General features: G+C 54.9%; 25 protein-coding genes and 1 other annotated feature. Of the genes, 4 read left to right on the forward strand and 21 right to left on the reverse strand.

Features of this window, described 5'->3' with window-relative positions; genetic code table 11:
* Nucleotides 1–165: 165 nt before the first annotated feature.
* The 13 genes from BJP61_RS13005 to BJP61_RS13065 form a co-directional block, all read right to left on the reverse strand.
* Nucleotides 166–630, reverse strand: coding sequence for an NlpC/P60 family protein (locus BJP61_RS13005; protein WP_038863335.1), 465 nt, complete (start codon nucleotides 628–630; stop codon nucleotides 166–168).
* Between the two features lie 77 nt (nucleotides 631–707).
* Nucleotides 708–1,454, reverse strand: a complete 747-nt coding sequence (btuD, locus tag BJP61_RS13010) for a vitamin B12 ABC transporter ATP-binding protein BtuD (protein ID WP_171998512.1) — start codon at nucleotides 1,452–1,454, stop codon at nucleotides 708–710.
* Nucleotides 1,454–2,005, reverse strand: coding sequence for a glutathione peroxidase (locus BJP61_RS13015; protein ID WP_038863338.1), 552 nt, complete (start codon nucleotides 2,003–2,005; stop codon nucleotides 1,454–1,456). Before BJP61_RS13015 ends, btuD begins: the two co-directional genes overlap by 1 nt.
* 31 nt (nucleotides 2,006–2,036) lie before the next feature.
* Complete coding sequence (btuC, locus tag BJP61_RS13020) at nucleotides 2,037–3,038, reverse strand: vitamin B12 ABC transporter permease BtuC (protein ID WP_161581326.1); 1,002 nt, start codon at nucleotides 3,036–3,038, stop codon at nucleotides 2,037–2,039.
* 77 nt (nucleotides 3,039–3,115) lie between these two features.
* Nucleotides 3,116–3,415 carry an integration host factor subunit alpha gene (gene ihfA / locus BJP61_RS13025; RefSeq protein WP_007676383.1) on the reverse strand — a complete coding sequence of 100 codons (300 nt, stop codon included), beginning with the start codon at nucleotides 3,413–3,415 and terminating at the stop codon, nucleotides 3,116–3,118.
* Between the two features lie 4 nt (nucleotides 3,416–3,419).
* Complete coding sequence (gene pheT / locus BJP61_RS13030; RefSeq protein WP_161581325.1) at nucleotides 3,420–5,807, reverse strand: phenylalanine--tRNA ligase subunit beta; 2,388 nt, start codon at nucleotides 5,805–5,807, stop codon at nucleotides 3,420–3,422.
* A gap of 15 nt (nucleotides 5,808–5,822) precedes the next feature.
* On the reverse strand, nucleotides 5,823–6,806 hold the full coding sequence (gene pheS, locus BJP61_RS13035; RefSeq protein WP_007747462.1) for a phenylalanine--tRNA ligase subunit alpha: 984 nt from the start codon (nucleotides 6,804–6,806) through the stop codon (nucleotides 5,823–5,825).
* 145 nt (nucleotides 6,807–6,951) lie between these two features.
* Nucleotides 6,952–7,076: a sequence feature (Phe leader region), on the reverse strand.
* A complete protein-coding gene (pheM, locus tag BJP61_RS21590; protein WP_106120997.1) occupies nucleotides 7,027–7,071 on the reverse strand; it encodes a pheST operon leader peptide PheM in 45 nt (14 codons plus the stop codon). Its footprint overlaps the feature before it by 45 nt.
* Nucleotides 7,077–7,192: 116 nt before the next feature.
* Entirely contained in the window at nucleotides 7,193–7,549 is a 357-nt protein-coding gene (rplT, locus tag BJP61_RS13045) for a 50S ribosomal protein L20 (protein WP_000124850.1), read from the reverse strand.
* Nucleotides 7,550–7,596: 47 nt separating this feature from the next.
* Nucleotides 7,597–7,794 (reverse strand): 50S ribosomal protein L35, encoded by a 198-nt coding sequence (gene rpmI, locus BJP61_RS13050; protein WP_001124225.1) that lies wholly within the window; start codon nucleotides 7,792–7,794, stop codon nucleotides 7,597–7,599.
* A gap of 97 nt (nucleotides 7,795–7,891) precedes the next feature.
* Entirely contained in the window at nucleotides 7,892–8,434 is a 543-nt protein-coding gene (gene infC, locus BJP61_RS13055) for a translation initiation factor IF-3 (RefSeq protein WP_015741001.1), read from the reverse strand.
* 3 nt (nucleotides 8,435–8,437) lie between these two features.
* Entirely contained in the window at nucleotides 8,438–10,366 is a 1,929-nt protein-coding gene (gene thrS, locus BJP61_RS13060; protein WP_038863346.1) for a threonine--tRNA ligase, read from the reverse strand.
* Between the two features lie 277 nt (nucleotides 10,367–10,643).
* Nucleotides 10,644–11,120 (reverse strand): GNAT family N-acetyltransferase, encoded by a 477-nt coding sequence (locus BJP61_RS13065; RefSeq protein ID WP_171998513.1) that lies wholly within the window; start codon nucleotides 11,118–11,120, stop codon nucleotides 10,644–10,646.
* Between the two features lie 94 nt (nucleotides 11,121–11,214).
* On the opposite strand from BJP61_RS13065, the gene BJP61_RS13070 reads away from it, so the two are divergent.
* A complete protein-coding gene (locus BJP61_RS13070) occupies nucleotides 11,215–12,156 on the forward strand; it encodes a LysR family transcriptional regulator (protein WP_038863350.1) in 942 nt (313 codons plus the stop codon).
* Nucleotides 12,157–12,299: 143 nt separating this feature from the next.
* On the opposite strand, the gene BJP61_RS13075 is transcribed toward BJP61_RS13070, so the two are convergent.
* The 8 genes from BJP61_RS13075 to BJP61_RS13110 form a co-directional block, all read right to left on the reverse strand.
* A complete protein-coding gene (locus BJP61_RS13075) occupies nucleotides 12,300–12,746 on the reverse strand; it encodes a GNAT family N-acetyltransferase (protein ID WP_038863355.1) in 447 nt (148 codons plus the stop codon).
* Nucleotides 12,747–12,807: 61 nt separating this feature from the next.
* Nucleotides 12,808–13,137 (reverse strand): hypothetical protein, encoded by a 330-nt coding sequence (locus BJP61_RS13080; RefSeq protein ID WP_171998514.1) that lies wholly within the window; start codon nucleotides 13,135–13,137, stop codon nucleotides 12,808–12,810.
* Nucleotides 13,138–13,436: 299 nt separating this feature from the next.
* Nucleotides 13,437–13,946, reverse strand: a complete 510-nt coding sequence (eco, locus tag BJP61_RS13085; protein WP_038863356.1) for a serine protease inhibitor ecotin — start codon at nucleotides 13,944–13,946, stop codon at nucleotides 13,437–13,439.
* Nucleotides 13,947–14,127: 181 nt separating this feature from the next.
* On the reverse strand, nucleotides 14,128–14,577 hold the full coding sequence (locus BJP61_RS13090) for a hypothetical protein (RefSeq protein ID WP_161581322.1): 450 nt from the start codon (nucleotides 14,575–14,577) through the stop codon (nucleotides 14,128–14,130).
* A 147-nt stretch (nucleotides 14,578–14,724) separates the two neighbouring features.
* On the reverse strand, nucleotides 14,725–15,558 hold the full coding sequence (locus BJP61_RS13095; protein ID WP_075193350.1) for a manganese catalase family protein: 834 nt from the start codon (nucleotides 15,556–15,558) through the stop codon (nucleotides 14,725–14,727).
* A gap of 353 nt (nucleotides 15,559–15,911) precedes the next feature.
* Entirely contained in the window at nucleotides 15,912–17,417 is a 1,506-nt protein-coding gene (gene proP / locus BJP61_RS13100; RefSeq protein ID WP_038863360.1) for a glycine betaine/L-proline transporter ProP, read from the reverse strand.
* A 520-nt stretch (nucleotides 17,418–17,937) separates the two neighbouring features.
* On the reverse strand, nucleotides 17,938–18,165 hold the full coding sequence (locus tag BJP61_RS13105; protein WP_161581321.1) for a hypothetical protein: 228 nt from the start codon (nucleotides 18,163–18,165) through the stop codon (nucleotides 17,938–17,940).
* A 275-nt stretch (nucleotides 18,166–18,440) separates the two neighbouring features.
* The gene (locus BJP61_RS13110; RefSeq protein WP_038863385.1) at nucleotides 18,441–19,199 is read right to left on the reverse strand and encodes a DUF481 domain-containing protein; all 759 of its coding nucleotides are present in this window, start codon (nucleotides 19,197–19,199) and stop codon (nucleotides 18,441–18,443) included.
* 294 nt (nucleotides 19,200–19,493) lie between these two features.
* Here BJP61_RS13110 and pfkB point away from each other — a divergent pair, with 294 nt between their 5' ends.
* From pfkB to BJP61_RS13125, 3 genes are all read left to right on the forward strand, one after another.
* Nucleotides 19,494–20,423: a 6-phosphofructokinase II gene (gene pfkB, locus BJP61_RS13115; protein ID WP_038863362.1), complete on the forward strand. Its 930-nt coding sequence runs from the start codon at nucleotides 19,494–19,496 to the stop codon at nucleotides 20,421–20,423.
* A gap of 52 nt (nucleotides 20,424–20,475) precedes the next feature.
* Nucleotides 20,476–20,772 carry a type V toxin-antitoxin system endoribonuclease antitoxin GhoS gene (gene ghoS / locus BJP61_RS13120; protein WP_075193349.1) on the forward strand — a complete coding sequence of 99 codons (297 nt, stop codon included), beginning with the start codon at nucleotides 20,476–20,478 and terminating at the stop codon, nucleotides 20,770–20,772.
* Between the two features lie 96 nt (nucleotides 20,773–20,868).
* The gene (locus tag BJP61_RS13125; protein ID WP_038863364.1) at nucleotides 20,869–21,729 is read left to right on the forward strand and encodes a fructosamine kinase family protein; all 861 of its coding nucleotides are present in this window, start codon (nucleotides 20,869–20,871) and stop codon (nucleotides 21,727–21,729) included.
* The last annotated feature ends 3 nt before the right edge of the window (nucleotides 21,730–21,732 follow it).

The following is a 21,732-nucleotide window of genomic DNA, read 5'->3' on the forward strand; positions in this document are numbered from 1 at the left end:
CCTTTCCCCCTGTTATCTCTGCCCGCATGGTTATGAGCGCGCGCTCAAGCCTACAGACTATAGAAGGGAAACCGTGCAGACCGGCGTGAAAGGCTTCGCAGAATGGCTAAAAAGCCCGCTCGGGGCGTTGAAGGGTACACCCGCCGCGGGCGCGGCGGGTGAGCGCTAAATGCGACGCGCCTGCCAGAATTTTTTGCGCCAGTAGACGTTATCGAGCGATGAGCGCATGACGCCGCGGCTGGTGGAGGCGTGGATAAACTGGTTGTCAGTGTCGTAGATCCCGACGTGCAGGCCGTTCTGCCCCGATCCGGTTTTGAAAAAGACTAAATCGCCCGGCAGCAAATCGTCTTTATCGATTTCTGTGCCGATTTCCGCCTGCTGGCGCGTTTCACGCGGTAGCATCAGCGAGAAGCGATCGCGGAAGGTCATCATCACGAAGCCGGAACAGTCTACCCCGCCGCGGCTCATGCCGCCGTAGCGGTAAGGCGTGCCGTACCAGTGGTTCAACTGGTCGTTGAGTTCGGCAATCACGGTGATGGAGTCGGAAAGTCGTGCGTTCGGCGGCGGCGCGCGGTGGGAGCTACATCCCGCCAGCAGCAGCGTCGCAACAAGAAAGATCCATAGCCGCATTTTTCAGGCAAATCCTCTGGCCTTATGATTTTTCGCTAATGTAGCCGCCAGCGCGCCGGCTGGCAAGATGGCCGCGCTCAGAGTGTATCGATAAGCAGGCTGTGGCCGTCCACCTGTAACCGGCGAAACGGCAGCCCGTAGGCCGCACCGAGCCTTGCGGGCGTCATGACCTCGTCACGCGGCCCGTGCGCCAGCAATTTTCCTTCGCAAAGCAGCCAGACACGGCGTGCGTGGCGCAGGGTATGGTTAAGATCGTGACTGCTCATCACGACCGCGATGCCTGCCCGGGAGAGCGTAACGAGCAGCCGGTCTAACGCCGCCTGCTGCGCAACGTCGAGACTGTTCATCGGCTCATCAAGGATAAGCACCCTGCCCTCAGCGTGATTAAGCGGGTGAATTTGCACGATCACGGCGGCCAGGCGTACGCGCTGCCATTCGCCGCCGGAGAGCGTATTGACCGGACGCGTCAGCTTGTCGTCGAGCATCAGGCTCCGGGCGACCGCTTCCAGCGCCGCGCCGCACTGCGCACCGCCGTGCAGCGTGAGGTAGTGCCAGACCGGCATCGCGAAGGGCGGCGTCTGCTGCTGGGCGAGATACGCCCGCTTGCGGGCGAGCGCAGGAGCGCTGAAAGACGCGAGCGGTTTGCCGTCGAAGAGAATATCGCCACCGCCGTCCGCCAGGCCCGCCATGCGATGCAGTAGCGTGCTTTTGCCTGCCCCGTTGGGGCCGACGAGATGGACGATATCGCCTGCCTCAAGCGTCGCGGTGACAGGCCCCAGACGGGTACCCACCGCGACGTCGCACAGCTGCAGCAATGCCGGCATTATTTCGCCAGCGCCAGCTTAATCGCTTCCATCACAATAGGATCTTCCGGCGTCATATCCGGCGAGAAGCGCTGGATAACGTGCCCGTCACGACCCACGAGGAATTTCTCGAAATTCCACAGAATATCGTCCGGGTAGAGCGGCGCGCGGCCTTTGCTCGCCATACGCTCATAGAAACCGCTCTGCTCCGGCGCGACGGCTTTGGGCGCTGCGGCGATAAGCTTCTGGTACAGCGGATGACGGTTTTCGCCGTTGACGTCGATTTTACTGAACATCGGGAACGTCACCCCGTAAGTGGTGCTGCAGAAGGTTTTGATTTCGTCTTCGCTGCCCGGCTCCTGGCCCAGGAACTGGTTGCACGGGAAGCCAAGCACGCGAAAACCGGATGGCTCCCACGCCTTGTGGATATTTTCCAGTTGCTCATATTGCGGCGTCAGGCCGCACTTCGAGGCCACGTTGACGATAAGCAGCACTTTACCTCTGTACTGCTCAAGCGAAATGGTTTCACCGTCAATGGTGGTCACTTCGGTATTCAGAATGTCGTGTTGCATAGCTTCCCCTTAGAAGGATGGTGTTATGGAACTAGCGTCCAGCCCTTAATAATAGCCAGATAAATACCGGTGCGCCCAGGGTGGCGGTAACCACGCCTATCGGCAATTCCGCGGCGCTCAGCGTCAGGCGCGCGAGAATATCGGCGACCAGCAGCACCCCGCCGCCTGCGAGCATCGCGGCGGGCAGCAGCGCCCGGTGATCGGCGATGCCGCACAGCCGCAGCACATGCGGCACCACTAAACCGACAAAACCAATAGCGCCCGCCAGCGCCACGCTGACGCCCGCAAGCCAGCCGGTGGCGATAACCAGCAGATTACGCCACAGCCAGACCGGCAGGCCGAGCTGACGCGCGGAGGTTTCGCCGAGCGCCAGCCGGTTGAGCGCATGCGCCTGCAGGCCGCCCCACGCCAGCGCTGGCAGCAGCGCCAGCATCAGCCAGCCCTGCTGCCAGTCGACGCCACCGAAGCCGCCCATCATCCAGTACATCAGCTGGCGCAGATCAAGACTGGTAGAAAAGTAAACCGCCCAGGTCATCAGCGCGCTACAGACGATGCCGAGCGCGACGCCCGCCAGCAGTAATCGACTGGTGGAGAGATGACGCCTGGCAAAATGCAGTAGTATCAGCGTGGCAAGAAGCGCGCCTGCGATAGCGCACAGCCCGAGCGCCCAGCCCGGCAGCGCGCCGCCGCCAAGCATTACCGCCGCCACCAGCCCAACGCCCGCGCCGTTTGAGACGCCAAGCAGGCCTGGCTCTGCCAGAGGGTTTTCAAAAAGCGCCTGCATCATAGCGCCGCAGAGCGCCAGCGCCGCGCCGACCAGCACCACCGCGAGCGTGCGCGGCAGGCGAATCTGCCAGACGAACAGTTTTCCCGCCTCGCCAGCCCATGCGGTCGGCCAGAGCCACAGATCGCCCGCGCAGAGGCTGACGACGATTGCCAGCATGAGCGCAAGCGAAAGCGCCGCCAGCACGCGTTTTTCGCGGCGACGTTGGGTGCGAATACAGAGGGGAAGTGAGGCCAGTTGAGATTTCATGCCTTTGATTTTACGGCTCTCTTTACGCAGGGCAAAGAAAAAAGGCCGCGCGATGCGGCCTTTTTGGTCAGGTCAGATTAGCTTTCTTTCGGCGAAGCGTTCTCTACGCGACTTTTCAACTTCTGCCCCGGGCGGAAGGTAACCACACGGCGAGCCGTAATGGGAATATCTTCACCGGTTTTCGGGTTGCGTCCGGGACGTTGGTTCTTATCACGCAGGTCAAAATTACCGAAACCGGAGAGTTTTACCTGCTCGCCATTTTCCAGAGCGCGACGGATCTCTTCGAAAAACAGCTCTACCAGTTCTTTGGCATCCCGCTTGCTAAGCCCAAGCTTATCAAACAGATATTCTGACATTTCAGCTTTTGTAAGCGCCATAGGTTCAATCCCTCAATGATGCCTGGAATCGCTCTTTTAGTGCCGTTACACATTTCGCAACAGTAGCGGCAATCTCGTCTTCTTCGAGTGTACGGCCGGTATCCTGAAGGATCAGGCTGATGGCAAGGCTCTTATAACCCTCCGCAACACCCTTACCGCGGTACACGTCAAACAAGTTTACGCCAACTACCTGATTTGCGCCAACTTTCTTACATTCGGCCAAAATATCTGCTGCCGGTACGTTTTCCGCCACCACAACCGCGATGTCGCGGCGGTTCGCCGGGAAGCGGGAAACCTCCTGCGCCAGCGGTACGACACGGTCGGCAACCTTGCTCCAGAGCAGCTCAAACACCACGGTGCGGCCATTCAGGTCGAGCTTGCGCTCAAGCTCTGGATGGACAACGCCAATAAAACCAATACGTTCGCCTTGTAAATAAATGGCAGCACTTTGACCAGGATGTAAGGCCGGATTGGCTTCCACACGGAACTCAATTTCAGATAATTTACCGGTAAGTTCCAGAACCGACTCCAGCGTCCCCTTCAAATCGTAGAAGTCAACGCCGCCTTTCGCCAGATCCCAGTGTTCTTCATAGCGGTTGCCGCACAGGGCGCCTGCCAGCATAAGATCCTGACGGATGCCCAGGTCTGCCTGCGTATCAGGCACAAAGCGCAGACCCGCTTCAAAGATACGTACGCGGCTCTGCTGACGATTCTGGTTATAAACCGCCGTGGTGAGCAGGCCGGTCCAGAGAGAGAGGCGCATCGCCGACATTTCGCTGGAGATAGGGCTTGGCAAAATCAACGCGTCCTCGCCCGGATGCAGCAACTGCTGGACTTTCGGATCGACGAAGCTGTATGTGATCACTTCCTGATAGCCATGATCGTTAAGCAGCGTCTTCACGCGCTTGAGCGAGAGATCCGCTTCGCGATGGTCGCCCATCACCAGCGACGCCTGTACCGGCTCGTTCGGGATGTTGTCGTAGCCATAGACGCGGGCGACTTCTTCTACCAGATCTTCTTCAATGGCGATGTCAAAACGCCATGATGGCGCGACAGCCTGCCATTCGCCCTGCCCTTCGGTCACCTGGCAACCCAGACGCGTCAGAATATCCGTCACCTGCGCATCCGCAATGTGATGGCCGATCAGGCGATCAAGCTTGCTGCGACGCAGCGTGATGGTGGCGCGCGTCGGCAGATTCGTCTCGCTGGTCACATCGATAACCGGGCCGGCTTCGCCGCCGCAGATGTCCAGCAGCAGACGCGTCGCGCGTTCCATCGCCTGGAATTGCAGTTGCGGGTCAACGCCGCGCTCGTAGCGGTGAGAGGCATCGGTATGCAGGCCGTGACGGCGCGCGCGACCAGTGATGGCGAGCGGCGCGAAGAACGCGCATTCCAGCAGCACGTTGCGGGTTTCGCTGTTCACACCAGAGTGTTCGCCGCCGAAAATACCGCCCATCGCGAGCGCTTTGTTATGGTCCGCGATGACCAGCGTATCGGCGTTCAGGGTCGCGTTGTTGCCATCGAGCAGGGTCAGCGTCTCGCCCTCTTTCGCCATGCGCACCACGATGCCGCCATCTATACGGTCGAGATCAAAGGCGTGCATCGGCTGACCCAGCTCAAGCAGTACGTAGTTAGTAACGTCAACCACGGCGTCGATAGAGCGGATACCGCAGCGACGCAGTTTTTCACGCATCCACAGCGGGGTCGGCGCGGTCACGTCAATGCCTTTCACGACGCGGCCCAGATAGCGCGGGCAGGCGTCGGGGGCGTCAACCTGAATCGGCAGCGTGTCGTTGATGGTCGCGGCGACTGGCGCGATTTCCGGCGCACTCAGGGCCTGCGCATTCAGCACCGCGACATCGCGCGCCACGCCGATAATGCCGAGGCAGTCGGCGCGGTTCGGAGTAACGCTGATTTCGATGGTGTTATCGTCAAGCTTCAGATATTCGCGGATATCGGTGCCGATCGGCGCATCTGCCGGCAGTTCGATGATGCCGTTATGATCGTCGGAAATCCCGAGCTCGGAGAAGGAGCACAGCATGCCTTCAGACGGCTCGCCGCGCAGTTTCGCCGCTTTGATTTTAAAATCGCCCGGCAGCACCGCGCCAATGGTCGCCACCGCCACTTTCAGGCCCTGGCGGCAGTTCGGCGCGCCACAGACGATATCCAGGAGACGCTCGCCGCCGACGTTCACTTTGGTGACGCGCAGTTTGTCGGCGTTCGGATGCTGACCGCACTCCACGACTTCGCCCACAACCACACCGTGAAACGCGCCTGCGACCGGCTCAACGCCGTCAACCTCAAGACCCGCCATGGTGATTTGATTCGCCAGCGCATCGCTGTCAAGGGCCGGGTTAACCCACTCGCGTAACCACAGTTCGCTAAATTTCATTGTTTTGTCCTGCCCTTATTTAAACTGTTTGAGGAAACGCAGATCGTTTTCGAAGAAAGCGCGCAGATCGGTCACGCCATAGCGCAGCATGGTGAGACGCTCCATGCCCATACCGAAGGCGAAACCGGAGTAAACTTCCGGGTCGATGCCGACGTTACGCAGGACGTTCGGATGCACCATGCCACAGCCCAGCACTTCCAGCCATTTGCCGTTTTTACCCATCACGTCCACTTCCGCGGAAGGCTCGGTGAAGGGGAAGTAAGACGGACGGAAACGAATCTGCAGATCTTCTTCAAAGAAGTTGCGCAGGAAGTCGTGCAGGGTGCCTTTGAGATTGGTGAAGCTGATGTTTTTATCAACAATCAGCCCTTCCATCTGGTGGAACATCGGGGTGTGGGTCTGATCGTAGTCGTTACGATATACACGGCCCGGCGCGATGATGCGGATCGGCGGCTGCTGGTTTTTCATGGTGCGGATCTGCACGCCGGAGGTCTGGGTGCGCAGCAGGCGCGTCGCGTCAAACCAGAAGGTGTCATGGTCGGCACGCGCCGGGTGATGACCTGGAATATTCAGCGCGTCGAAGTTGTGGTAGTCATCTTCGATTTCCGGGCCAGTCGCCACGGTAAAACCGAGCTCGCCGAAAAAGTTTTCGATACGGTCGATGGTGCGGGTGACCGGGTGCAGACCACCATTCTCAACGCGACGGCCTGGGAGCGAAACGTCGATGGTTTCCGCGGCCAGACGGGCGTTCAGCGCCGCGCTTTCGAGTTCGTTTTTACGCGCGTTCAGTGCCTGCTGCACCTGCTCTTTGGCTTCGTTGATAACGGCGCCCGCGGCCGGACGCTCTTCTGGCGGCAGCTCGCGCAGGGTGGTCATCTGAAGGGTCAGATGCCCTTTTTTCCCTAAATATTCGACGCGTACGTTATCTAACGCGGCAACATCCTGGGCGCTGGTTATGGCCGCCTTTGCACTGGCAACCAGATCTGCGAGATGTGGCATGGTTTTCCTCGTTATTCGGCGCTTGCGCCGGTTTGTTGAACTCTGTCTTGTTATTCTTCTGTTTCAGGTGACACGCATGGCGCTTACCGGAGCCGGCCGGGCGCTGTGTCGCCTGCCACTTGAAACAGACCCATAAACGGCAGATATAAAAAAAGCCTCCTGATGGAGGCTTCTGGCGTCGATTTTCCGTTTCTTTTCTTACGCGCAAAGCCCCTCTGATTCAGGCGCTAAAGTAAAAAAAGAAGCGGAAAATGGCAGCGTTCATGCTTGCGTTACCCTGAGGCTTAATGGCGAATTTCACTATTGAAAAGCCCACCAGTAAAAATGTCAACAGATTGATATGGCAGAAATTAAAAGAGGGAGACAAGCTCCCTCTTTCAACTGGCTTACGCCAGAGCTGCTTTCGCTTTTTCAACCAGGGCAGTGAATGCCACTTTGTCGAATACCGCGATGTCAGCCAGGATCTTACGGTCGATTTCAACAGAGGCTTTTTTCAGGCCGTTGATGAATTTGCTGTAAGAAATACCGTTCTGACGTGCTGCTGCGTTGATACGTGCAATCCACAGCTGACGGAACTGACGCTTACGTTGACGACGGTCACGGTAAGCGTACTGACCTGCTTTGATAACAGCCTGGAAGGCAACGCGGTATACGCGTGAACGCGCACCGTAGTAGCCTTTAGCTTGTTTCAAAATTTTCTTATGACGTGCACGTGCAATCACACCACGTTTTACGCGAGCCATAGTGCTCTCCTGTTTCTATTCTGTAAAAAAGTTAAAAGTTAAACGGCTTATGCGTACGGCAGGCACGCGATTACCAGACCCAGATCGCCTTTGGAAACCATGGCTTTCGGGCGCAGGTGACGTTTACGCTTGGTCGCTTTTTTGGTCAGAATATGACGCAGGTTAGCGTGCTTGTGCTTAAAACCACCTTTACCGGTTTTTTTGAAGCGCTTAGCAGCACCGCGTACGGTCTTAATTTTTGGCATCTTAATTACATCCACTTCGCATTGTTAATTAAACGAAACGTAGGCGAACAAAATCTGTGAAGCCCAAAGGCTCCACAGACAATGCTACTTGAAGGCCTTACTGTTTCTTCTTAGGAGCGAGCACCATGATCATCTGGCGGCCTTCGATCTTCGTTGGGAAGGATTCGACCACTGCCAGTTCTTGCAAATCTTCTTTCACGCGGTTAAGCACTTCCATACCGATTTGCTGGTGGGCCATCTCACGACCGCGGAAGCGGAGCGTGATCTTGGCCTTATCGCCTTCTTCGAGAAAGCGAATCAGGCTGCGGAGTTTTACCTGATAGTCGCCTTCATCTGTACCAGGACGGAATTTAATTTCCTTCACCTGGATAACTTTTTGCTTCTTCTTCTGTTCCTTAGAAGACTTACTCTTTTCATAAAGGAACTTGCCGTAGTCCATAATACGACAAACTGGCGGCTCGGCGTTAGGGCTGATTTCAACTAAATCTACTCCAGCTTCTTCAGCCTTTTCGATAGCTTCTCTCAGACTCACAATCCCCAGTTGCTCACCTTCCAGACCTGTTAAGCGAACTTCCTGGGCGCGAATCTCGCCATTGATACGATTCGGACGTGCCGTTTGAACTCGTTTTCCGCCTTTAATACCTTATTCCTCCAGTTGTTGAAGACTGCGGCTGCGAATCTCTTGCTGCAGCTTTTCTATTACGTCGTTGACATCCAGGCTACCGAGGTCTTTACCACGGCGGGTACGAACGGCCACTTTGCCTGCTTCGACCTCTTTGTCGCCACAAACCAACATGTATGGGACACGACGTAAAGTATGCTCGCGGATTTTAAAGCCAATCTTCTCGTTTCTCAAGTCTGCTTTTACACGAATGCCAGCATTTTGTAGTTTACGGGTCAATTCGTTAACGTATTCAGACTGCGAATCGGTGATATTCATCACCACGACCTGAACCGGTGCGAGCCATGTCGGGAAGAACCCGGCGAACTCTTCGGTCAGGATACCGATAAAACGTTCCATCGAGCCCAGAATCGCGCGGTGAATCATCACCGGCACCTGGCGCTCGTTGTTTTCCCCTACGTAAGACGCGCTCAGGCGCGACGGCAGGGAGAAATCGAGCTGAACGGTACCACACTGCCAGGCGCGATCGAGGCAGTCATAGAGCGTAAACTCAATTTTCGGGCCGTAAAACGCGCCCTCACCCGGCTGATACTCAAACGGGATATTGTTCTCTTCCAGCGCAACCGCCAGGTCGGCTTCCGCGCGGTCCCACATGTCGTCCGTACCGATGCGTTTTTCCGGGCGAGTGGAGAGTTTCACCACGATTTTTTCAAAGCCGAAGGTGCTGTACATGTCATAAACCATGCGAATACAGCTGTTCACTTCGTCGCGCACCTGCTCTTCAGTACAGAAGATGTGGGCGTCATCCTGCGTGAAGCCGCGTACGCGCATCAGGCCATGCAGCGCGCCCGAAGGCTCGTTACGGTGGCAGCTACCGAACTCCGCCATACGCAATGGCAGGTCGCGGTATGATTTTAGACCCTGATTGAAGATTTGCACGTGGCCCGGGCAGTTCATCGGCTTGATGCAGTACTCACGGTTCTCGGAAGACGTGGTGAACATCGCGTCTTTGTAATTATCCCAGTGACCGGTTTTTTCCCACAGCACGCGGTCCATCATGAACGGACCTTTGACCTCCTGGTACTGGTACTCTTTCAGCTTGGAGCGAACAAACGTTTCCAGCTCGCGGAAAATGGTCCAGCCGTCGTTATGCCAGAACACCATACCCGGCGCTTCTTCCTGCATATGATACAGGTCGAGCTGCTTGCCGATTTTACGGTGGTCGCGTTTCGCAGCCTCTTCCAGACGCTGCAGGTAGGCGTTCAGCGCTTTTTTATCCGCCCAGGCCGTACCGTAGATGCGCTGCAGCATTTTGTTGCTGCTGTCGCCGCGCCAGTAAGCGCCTGCGGTTTTCATCAGCTTGAAATGATGGCAGAAGCGCATGTTCGGCACGTGCGGGCCGCGGCACATATCCACGTATTCTTCGTGATGATAAAGGCCCGGCTTATCGTCCCGGGAAATATTTTCATCAAGAATAGCGACTTTGTAGTTTTCACCGCGGCTCACAAACGTTTCGCGCGCTTCCTGCCAGCTCACTTTTTTCTTAATGACGTCGTAATTGGTCTCCGCCAGCTCGTGCATACGCTTTTCGAGGGCGTCGATATCTTCCTGAGTCAGGGTATGGTCAAGATCGACATCGTAATAGAAGCCGTTGTCGATAACCGGACCAATCGCCATTTTGGTATGCGGCCACAGTTGCTTGATAGCATGGCCCAGCAGGTGCGCGCAGGAGTGACGAATGATTTCGAGACCGTCCTCATCTTTCGCGGTAATGATCGCGAGCTGAGCGTCCTGTTCGATAATATCGTTAGCGTCGACCAGCTCGCCGTTCACGCGGCCGGCAATACAGGCTTTTGCGAGACCCGGACCGATATCCAGGGCAACATCCATGGGGCTTACAGCATGGTCGTAATGGCGTTGGCTGCCATCAGGAAGCGTAATAACAGGCATTATAAATCCTTATTCACAGTGGTGACCCACACGCAAGATCACATATGATTTAAAAAGTATTTGATTCATTAAGTGATGTAGCCATCTGACCAACACTCGCCAAATTGGTACACACTTTGGTACGTAAAGCTTTTTCCGTATGACTTTATGCTTTGCGTCTATAGCTATGGTAACACTAATAAAATGGATAAAGCTATCCATGCCAGGATGACCATAAGCGCATCTCCGGCATGGTCGATAAGCACCGGGTATAGCGAAAAAGCGACGCCAGGCGCTTTTACCCGGCAAACGTCAACAGCGCTTCACCGTCAAGACGATAGCGTATCCATTCAGACTGTGGCACCGCACCAATGCTCAGATAAAAATCGATGGCAGGCTGGTTCCAGTCCAGCACGCTCCATTCAAGACGACCGCACCGCCTTTTTACGGCGCATTGAGCGATGCTTTTTAGCAGGGCCCTTCCTGCGCCTTTGCCGCGAAACGCAGGAGAAATGTATAAATCTTCCATGTAAATACCGTTACGCCCAAGCCATGTGGAATAACTGGTAAAAAAAACGGCATATCCTACGGCTTTATCTTCCGTCTCGCATATTAGCGCTTCAGTTTTGCTGCCTTCACCAAAGAGCGTTTCCCGAATCTCATCTGGCGTAGTGACCACTTCCTGTGGGGCTTTTTCATATACAGCCAGCTCATAAATCATATTGAATATTGCCGTTGCATCTTCCGGGCGGGCGGGACGAATCGTATAGCTCATTGCTTTTCCTGTTATCTCATAATGGACAGATATTGATAGCGCCAAGCTTAAGGGGTAATGTCCGAAGAATTAAGTGCAATGAAATCACTAAACGATGAATATTATGCATCCCGCCTTGCGGCGTCTTGATTTAAATCTTTTGCCTGTTTTTGACGCTATCTATCGTCACTGTTCAGTTCGTAAAGCAGCCGATGAACTGGCGATGAGTACATCGGCATTGAGTCATGCGCTGTCGCGACTGCGTGCCACGCTCAATGATCCATTATTTTACCGGGAAGGCCACCGGATGTGCCCCAGCGTCTATGCTGCCCAGCTCGCGCCTTCCATTGCTTCGGCACTAAAATTTCTTAATCAGGAATTGACGCCGCAGCCTGAATTTGAACCTTTCAGTAGTACTGAGTGTTTGAAGATTGCCATTACCGACTTCACCGCGTTTTGTATTTTCCCTGCCCTTATGCACAGGTTGCAGTGCCAGGCGCCCGGTTTGCGCTTTGAGTTGCGCTATTTACCACACAGTCCGGCGCTGAATGAACTACTGGCAGGCGAGATGGATCTGGCGCTTGGGTTCAGCACACCGGAGGATATCCGTCATCCGGAGCTGGAGGAGATCAACTGGCTCGAAGATGAGTATGTCGTTATCAGCAACGCCAGCAGGACACAACTGACGTTTGAGGATTATCTGACTGCCCGACATCTGGTGGTGACGCCCTGGAATGAAAAGCGAGGCGTGCTGGATTCTCAGCTTGAACAGATGGGGTATTCACGCCAGATAGCGATCAAAACCCCCTCGATGCTTAGCGCGCCGTTCATCGTCGCAGAAAGCGATTTGCTTATGGCAATCCCCCGCATTGCCGCAGAGAAGCTGATCCCCGCATTAGCTATCAGGCTATTTGAATTACCTTTCAAAATACCCTCATTTGAAGTAAAGATTTATTCGCATCAACGAAGCGGCAAGCGAGGCGCGACCGACTGGCTTAAAACAGTGCTGCAAGCGTTGGCCACGGAGCGGGTTTCCATGAAACAACCGCCTCGTTAATCAATACCCATAACCCTGTTGGCGCGCCAGGTTTTCATGGCGGACGATACATCTGCGTCAGCCTGCTCAGCGCCAGAAGGAAGTGCCTCTGCGGGTAACGGGCCACATCACGGGGATATGCTCAATGGCGCGTTCTGATAATGTCAGCCGAGCGTTGTGGAGAGAACAATTAACCCCGCATGCTCATCGAAGCCATTTTTTCTGTAGAAGAAATCGGATGGATACGCTTTATGGGTATTGAGAATAATCGCGTTCAGCCCTTCGTTTAAAGACTGCGCTTTAATGAAATCCATCAACTGTGTACCGACACCCCTCCCCTGATATTCCGGATCGACAAAAAACTCATCAATATAATATTCAACCCCGCCGGGCCACGGCTTTCTGAAACCGATACTCACCGCAACGATGTTATCGTCACAACATGCAAGGTAGCCCCTGAAAAAGTTATTTCGCAGATGCTCCTGGATAAAGCTGCACACGGGCTGCAATTCAGGCGTTTCGAACCAGGGGGCCTCTTTGTAGACCTTACAATACAGATGCGCGCATGCGTTGATATGAGATTCGTTAAGAACGGAAAAAACAGTTTTCATTCTGAGCCCTGCGCAAAGACATTAATGCATGGATAAATAAAATCGCGTCGGCGGTAGAGGGTTACGTCAACAGCGCCCTGACAAAAGACCACAACAGATACACGGTAGCGATTATCTGTCCGCACTTCAGCGCCCAGCGCGCATAGCGCCACTCGCGCTGCTCCCGTGCATCGGCATCGGCGATGGCATCGGCTAAAGGCTGCTGTTTCTTTTTTCTTTTTCGCAAGACATCACGACAGCAGAGAACAAGAAGCAGTACCAGGACGAGTTTGATGAATAGCAGACTGTTCAAACCGAAACAAGCTTCCCAGCGGTAATCACTGCTTTTCATTTTCTGACCTTCACTTTTTACGCCGGCGCAAGTGTTATCACCCAAACGGTCAAACATCATGCGTCATTCAGAGCGCCGCAGAAAAGCATAATAAGGCAGCGGTCAGCCAGAATACCCGTCGGGAAGATACAAACGTTGCGAGAGTAAATAATTTTCGGCAGGGCTTCAAACGGGGTTTATTGCCAATTCTGGTAGGGCTGGCGGCTTATGGACAGGCTACAATGCAGCGCGTCTGACTATCGCGCTGCTATGGGCTGGTGAGAGAGTAAACGCGCCAGCTTTACGGGTGCCAGATAAACCCAACCGCAAGGCCGCGCGTAATTGACGGCCTTACGGCTCAGAAAATCCTCTGTGCAGGTTTATCGCTTTTCAGCGGCGCCGAGAGTTTCATCGGCTTTCCAGAGCCGATACTTCACGTCGATATTTTCTGAGGTATAAACCACCACCGGCAGTTTACTGTTGTAGTTCAGCATGCCGGCGTCGCCGGGGTGTGAAGTAACAAATTTTTTCTCTTTTTTGCTATCCGGGCAGGCCATCATGGTCGAGGTGTACATCGGGGAACCGTCGGCGTTTTTCGCTGCCTCAAACACGTAATAGTCGTATCCCCAGCCTTCCAGCGTCTTACGCTCGAATTTACCGCCCAGCTGATGATGATTACAGTCGACCTCAAGCGTCTGCCCAATCACCAGTTCAACTTTATAAGACGACTCATCAGACCGCGCAGGCAATGTGATCACCTGACGAACCATGCCCTTTTCCGCCGCAGGATATGCCGCAAGAGGTTCAGCGGATTTTTTAGCGGCGAACGTGCTGGTGGACATGCATCCGGCTACCGCCAGGCTAAACATTAGCGCTGAAATTTTGTTCATTATTGATTTTCTCCATCTGGTTTTATCTTCACGGTAAAAACTGAACTCAATTCCAATAACCGTGACAATCACTACCTTATTATTCACAGGCAGAATTTTATGTCACCCAGATGCAAACTGGCGCTAATATTTGGCTGTACGATTTATTTTACATAGTGTAAATAAAGACGCTCTGCCAGCGTCACAGACGCGGCGTCATTCCAAATTTCGGCGTTTTAATATTTGCCGCCCAAATTTTTATCTCTTGCTGACTCATAACCGTGAAATCTGAACGCAGCCGCTCCACCATGGCATTTACTCTGTCCGCGTCGCGAACCAGATAGTGTTCAATTTTATCGCTGCCCTGTTCCGTGCAAACGTATTCAGCGGGAACGATATCATTATTAATTGCGAGCGTTTTCGCCTGCACCGGACATTTTCCGGCGGTCAGAGAGGAAATCACCATATTGGCCGTACGACGACCCGCCTGGGAAATGCTCAACATGACGGGATTACCGTCCGGCGTTTGCGTCATGTCATATAACACCGCGTCTTTTTCATACCAGGTATTATATTCGCGGCCCTGAACCATCGCGCAGGCCGACCCCAGGCTGCTGATATAGCAGCAGGAAATAATAAGAGCTCTTTTCATTGTTATTCATTGCTGGTGTGCTTGCGGCGATCATTCACAATCTGGCCTGCAGAAGCAAGCTATTAAGATTTTCCTTAGCTACGGGAGGAAAGCAGTCGGAAGGTTAAAAAGAGAGGAAATGTCAGGGCTCCCTGCCCTGACGCGGCCTTATTTGCCAAGGATCTGCTCATTCTGCGCGCCGGAGCCCGGACGCGCATTGCCGAGCACCGGCTCCTGCCCCAGAATTTCTGGCTCTTCTTTGGCGGTAAACTGTCCTTTACCGTCATATGCCGGACCTTCGCTCCAGCGCCCTTTCGGCAGCGGTTTATCCAGCGACGTATTCAGGCAGTAGTAAGAATGTTCACTGGCTTCGTTCTCCTGCGGGAAGCTATTCGGGATAGGCAGCGAAGCGCTCAGCCCGCCCATCTCTTCAAGCACCGCCAGCCACTGCTGCTGATGCATGGTGTCGCGGGCTATCAGGAAAGAGAGAAAATCCTTCATCCCTTTATCTTCGGTGAGGTTATACAGCCGGGTGGCCAGCACGCGCCCGGAGGCTTCCGCGGTGACGTTCGCCAGCATATCCGCCGCCACGTTACCCGAGGCGTAAATATGGCTCATATCGAAGGGCTTGCCGTTGGCATTTTCCGGTAGCGCCGCCAGGCCGGAGGAGAGAATATGCCGCGGATTCATCCCGCCCAGAATCGCGTTAACCACCGGGTCTTTCGCCGACGCTTCCTGATAAGAAAGCGGCGCGCCTTCCAGATTGATGGCAACGGCGTAAGCGAGCATTTCAATATGCGCCAGTTCTTCGGTCGCAGTGGAAATTAACAGGTCTTTAATACGCACATCGCCGCGTGCGCCCATCGCCTGGAAAAAGTACTGCATCGCCACGCGGATTTCTCCTTCCACGCCGCCAATGGCCTGTTGCAACAGCATGGCGAACTCGGGATCGGGCTTCTCGACGCGTACCGGGTATTGCAGCTTTGAGGAATGATGGAACATGCATGTCTCCTGTCAGGGTGAAGGAACGAATAGTGATGACCCCAACAAGCCTGGAAGGCTTTTCCGTAGCGCGCAAATGCAAATGAGAATAAATTGCAACAACGAAGCGGCCAGACACAGCCCCGCGCTGACGTAGCCGCCGCGTTAGCCGCACCGCTTTCAGGAAAGCGAATAACAGTGCATTCAGCAGGATAAACAAAGACAAGGCGACACGCAGAAAGGCGCATCCGTAAAGTTTTGGAACTATTCTGAAAATAACGCGCCGAAATTATTTATCGGGCAACGGGTAAAAGAAGTGACGCAGCGCGCTTCACGCCACGCTAAAAAAGAAAAGCCCCCGGAGGGGCTTTGGATTACTGGTTAATGCGTGGATGCTGGTCGACGAGACGGGTTCGTTTTTCCTGCAGCTCGGCTATCTCTTTATCAATATCTTCGATTTTCTGTTCGATATTGTCGTGGTGCTCACGCAGGATTTCGCGCGCCTCCTGAATATCCGATGCCGCAGGCGTCGCGCCTTTCAGCGGGCGATTAGCGGTCTCTTTCATGGTCAGACCGGTGATCAGGCCAACCACTGCGACAACCATCAGGTAGTATGCCGGCATCATCAGGTTTTCAGTGCCTTCCACCAGCCAGGCGGCCACGGTCGGCGTAAGACCTGCGATCAGTACCGAGATGTTAAAGGCGCTCGCCAGCGCGCTGTAACGAATGTGCGTCGGGAACATCGCAGGCAGCGACGAGGCCATCACGCCGGTAAAGCAGTTGAGGATCACCGCCAGCATCAGCAGGCCGGAGAAAATCAGGCCAAGCACATTGCTGTTAATCAGCACAAAGGCCGGGATCGCCAGCACCATCAGCGCGATACTGCCGAAAATCACGAACGGACGGCGGCCAAACCGGTCGCTCAGCAGGCCCATGACCGGCTGGACAAACAGCATACCCATCATAATCGCGATAATAATCAGGACGCCGTGCGCTTCCGAATAGTGCAGGTTATGCGACAGGTAGCTTGGCATATAGGTGAGCAGCATGTAATAGGTCACGTTGGTGGAAATCACCAGACCGATACACGCCAGCAGGCTGCGCCAGTGTTTCGTCGCGATCTCTTTAAACGAGACTTTCGGGCCGTGCTGGAGACCTTCACGATCGCCCTGCTCCAGCTTTTCAACATGCTGCTGAAAAGCCGGGGTTTCTTCCAGCGCATGACGCAGGTAGAGACCAATCAGGCCGAGCGGCAGCGCCAGGAAGAACGGCAGACGCCAGCCCCAGTTCAGGAAGTTCTCTTCGCCAAGAATTGCGGTGATCAGTACCACGACGCCCGCGCCGAGCACGAAGCCCGCAATGGAGCCGAAGTCCAGCCAGCTGCCCATAAAGCCGCGCTTACGGTCAGGCGAATATTCCGCGACGAAAATCGACGCGCCGGTATATTCGCCCCCCACCGAGAACCCCTGCGCCATTTTACACAGCAACAGCAGAATCGGCGCCCAGATGCCAATTGAAGCATAGGATGGAATAAGCCCGATACAGAATGTACTGACGGACATTATCACAATGGTAATGGCGAGGATTTTCTGGCGACCATATTTATCGCCGAGCATACCGAAGAACAGCCCGCCAAGCGGACGGATAAGAAAGGGAACCGAGAACGTCGCCAGCGCGGCGATCATCTGCACGCTGGGGTTTGCATCGGGGAAAAAGACCTTGCCAAGCGCATACGCCACAAAGCCATATACGCCAAAATCAAACCACTCCATAGCATTACCGAGCGAGGCTGCGGTAATTGCTTTCCGAAGTTTTGCATCATCAATAATCGTAACGTCACTCAAAGAGATCGGTTCTACTTTTTTTCTTTTAAGCTTCATATCCATCCTCATTGAATTCGCTCTTTGACTCGGGAGATGGCAAATGCGCCACACGCCGCCCACAGTCCGCTTCCTTAGCGATAAAGAAGACTTATCTTTCTGAGACTTCCTTTAAGAGCGTAGCAGGATCTCTTCCCGCCGTTAGTAATGACACATCTGAATGTGCTTACCTGCGTTTTCAGATGCCTGACTCTTCTTTACCCTAACAGCGAACAAATTCGTGATCAACTTCACACGTTTATTTTATCGCGTTTATGGTGTGTAAATCGGCATATTTCCTTAGCCAACTAAGCAATGCCAGATAAAAATGCCTGATTTGGGTGGGGATATTTTCAGCAGTAAGCATGAGGAGCCAGTGCGTGAACACACAGGCAGGCGCAGCATGGTATTTACATAAGAATGAACGCAATCGGTTTATCAATAAAACCGCCGAGCGTCATATATAAAAGAAAGAAATGAAAAAAATAAAAACCGGATCGCAGGATCCGGTTTTATCGCGTGCGAGTTAAACAATTCGCCATCAGGACCAGTCGCCCGCGACCAGCGTTTGCGCGTTAAACGCGTCATTCATTGACTGGCCAGTAGAGGCCGCGCCCGGCTGGATGTTCGAGCCCGCTTCGATATCGCTTACGCGCCACCCGGCATAAGGTGCATCATCGTGCGTGACCGGGGTAGTCGGGGCAGCAAAAACGCTGAAGGAAAGCACGCTCAACGCCAGCGCGGCGGCAGTCGTTTTGATTGTCTTCATCTTTATTATCTCTTTATCGCAGCATAAAAATGGGGTGACGATTTATTCACCACCGGTATGCAAATAGTAGATCCAGATCACACTTACGAACAGTCAAATTATTTGTCGACCGACGTCAAAGAAACTGAAGTGACACGTAAAGCGCTGAATGAAAAGCGATTGCTGAAAAAGGTGCGCGAGGATGTAAAGACACGCATTGCTAAAAAACGAGAAAGAAAGCGAGGAATAAAAAAGGCTGGCAGCGCCAGCCTTTAGCATTATCTGCGTAAGCGCCCTTACATGCGGTAACCCAGCGTCACAGAGGTGCGGGTATCGGTATGATCCGGTGCGCTAGACGGCGGATTGGAGTTCCAGGTCACGTTATAGGCGACTTTCAGCCCAAAATGCTCGTTGATAGCCACGTCCAGCGCCGTTTCGGAGTTGACGTTGGTATCTTCGGAGCCGAACACGGAAACACCCTGCGTGAACTTCGTGTTGTCGGTCAGCTGCCAGGTGTAGATGCCGGACGCGTAGCCCAGGCCCTGGGTTTTGGTTTCGCCGTTGGTGTACTCGTCATAACGGATACCCGGACCAAATTCCACGCGCAGGCTATGAACCGGCCCGTTCAGGAACTGGCGACCATAACCGATGGTCGCCACGTCGCGCTCGCGATAGCCGTTATAACGGTCCGTCAGCCAGCTCGCCTGGCCAAATAGATAGTCATAATCGGTAACGTTCACACGGCTACGTCCGCCCACCGCATATTTCTCGGAAGAGCGTTCGTCGTTAGAAGAGGTATTGCTGGCGTTGCCCCACAGCGACCATGCCGTAGTGTTGCCATACCAGGTCAGGTTGCTGTCAGCCGTTAAGGAAGAACTTTTGGTATTACCGGTTTGCGCCAGGTAACCCGCGTTCAGATTACCTTCGAACGGTTTTTTCGCGGTGGAAGGATCGTCCATGACAGTAAAAACGGAATTATCAGCCATCGCGTGCTGGCTCAGCAGCGCGCCACCCGCCAGCAGCATTGCCAGGGGTACTGTCTTAAAAAGCTTCATGTTGATTTTCAGGTCCATACAACAAAAAAAAGGACCATTACGGTCCCGTAACTTTTTCTCTGGATCAATAAAATCCGCCCACAGAAAGGTAACGAATTATAAAAAGAGCCTTCTGGCTTAGCAATGAATTCCTTTCGACATTTAAGAATAAGCGCACTCTGAAAAATACCTTTTTATTTATAAAGACCGCCCGTCCGATTTAAATCGGGAGATATGTAAAATCAGCACGTTATTCACCCACCGTCTGGCTGACGGGTGCTACGCTTAGGGCAGCTCATAAAAAATGGAGGCGATATGGTACGTATTTATACGCTGACGCTGGCGCCCTCGCTCGACAGCGCTACGCTCACGCCGCAAATTTACCCGGAAGGGAAGCTGCGCTGTAGCGCCCCGGTGTTTGAGCCGGGCGGCGGCGGCATTAACGTCGCGCGCGCTATTGTTCATCTGGGCGGCAGCGCGACCGCCCTCTTCCCGGCTGGCGGGGCGACGGGCGAGCATCTGGTTGCGCTCCTTAACGACGAACAGGTCGCGGCAGACACGGTCTCTGCCCGAGACTGGACGCGCCAGAACCTTCATGTGCACGTGGAGTCGAGCGGCGAGCAGTACCGCTTCGTTATGCCGGGCGCCACGATCACCGATGACGAATTCCGTCAGCTTGAAGAAAAAGTGTTGGCCATTGAGGCCGGGGCTATCCTGGTCATCAGCGGCAGTCTGCCGCCCGGCGTCAGCGTCGAGAAACTCCAGCAACTGATTAAAGCGGCCCGCCAGCAGGGCATTCGCCTGATTATCGACAGTTCCGGCGATGCGCTGGCCGCCGCGCTGGAGGTGGGCGATATCGAGCTGGTGAAACCGAACCAGAAAGAGCTGGCGGCGCTCGTGAAGCGTTCACTGAGCGCGCCGGATGACGTGCGTCAGGCCGCGATGGAGCTGGTGCAGCAGGGCAAAGCCCGCCGCGTCGTAGTGTCGCTGGGGCCGCAGGGCGCGCTCGGCGTGGACGGCAGCGACTGTGTCCAGGTCGTGCCGCCGCCGATGAAAAGCCAGAGCACCGTCGGTGCGGGCGACAGCATGGTCGGCGCGATGACGCTGCGCCTCGCGCAGGACGCGCCGCTGCTTGATATGGTGCGTTACGGCGTGGCCGCTGGCAGCGCCGCCACCATCAATCAAGGCACGCGGCTCTGCTCGCAGGAAAATACCGAGCGCATCTACCACTGGCTTACACGCTGATATTCCGGCCAGCCCGTCGGGCTGGCATTTCACTCTGACAATGAGGTTCGCCATGAGTAATGGAGAAGTGACCCGCTATGTCGTCACCGTAAAGTTTCATGAAAAAAGCCTGACCGATATTAACGAGCTCAATAATCACCTGACGCGCGGCGGCTTTCTGCTGACGCTCGCCGACGACGATGGGAAAATCCACGAGCTCGGCACCAACACATTCGGCCTGGTGAGCGCGCTCAGTAAAGACGACGTGCATGACCTCGCGCAGGGGCTTGGCGAAGCGGCGCTTGGCCAGCAGCCTGAAGTGAGCGTTGTGACATTCGACGACTGGCTGCGCGACAGCGCCCTCTCTTAGCGCCATTGCACACGGCAGGTTGTGCGTCCGCGCAGATTTTCAGACGCGCGGGCGCGTTAAGCTGACTTTCTTGACGGGAAACCTGGGAGAGTAATCATGTGGCATGCCATTACGCGTTTGTTAAACGAACAGCTGGGCGCCGGTGAAATCCGCCAGCGAACCGAACTGCCGGGCGGCGAAATCCATGCCGCATGGCGTATCCACTGGGCCGGACGCGATATTTTCGTCAAATGCGATGATGTCACGCTGCTGCCCTGCTTCACCGCAGAAGCCGATCAGCTTAACCTGCTGGCGCGCAGTAAAACGGTCACGGTGCCAGACGTTATCGGCGTCGGCAGCGATCGTGAATACAGTTTTCTGCTGCTGGAATATCTGCCGCCCAAACCGCTCGACGCCCACAACGCCTTTCTGCTCGGCCAGCAACTGGCGCGCCTGCACCAGTGGAGCGAACAGCCGCAGTACGGTCTGGATTACGACAACACGCTCTCCACCACGCCGCAGCCCAACGCCTGGCAGCGGCGCTGGGCGCGCTTTTTCGCAGAGCAGCGCATCGGCTGGCAGCTTGAGCTGGCGGCGGAAAAAGGCATGGAATTCGGCGATATCGACCGCATCGTCGACGCCGTCCATCAGCAGCTCGTCTCCCACCAGCCCGCGCCTTCGCTGCTTCACGGCGACTTATGGTCCGGCAACTGCGCGCTGGGGCCTGATGGCCCCTATATTTTCGATCCGGCCTGTTACTGGGGAGATCGCGAATGCGATCTGGCGATGCTGCCGCTCCATCCGGAACAGCCGCCGCAAATTTACGACGGCTATCAGTCAGTGATGCCGCTGCCCGCCGGTTTTCTGGAGCGCCAGCCGCTCTATCAGCTCTACACCCTGCTCAACCGCGCGACGCTCTTCGGCGGCCAGCATCTGGTCGCCGCGCAAAAGGCGCTAACACAGGTCGTGGGAGTATAAAAG

The sequence above is a fragment of the Cronobacter sp. JZ38 genome, assembly GCF_008932145.1.
GTDB classification, from domain to species: Bacteria; Pseudomonadota; Gammaproteobacteria; order Enterobacterales; family Enterobacteriaceae; genus Cronobacter; species Cronobacter muytjensii.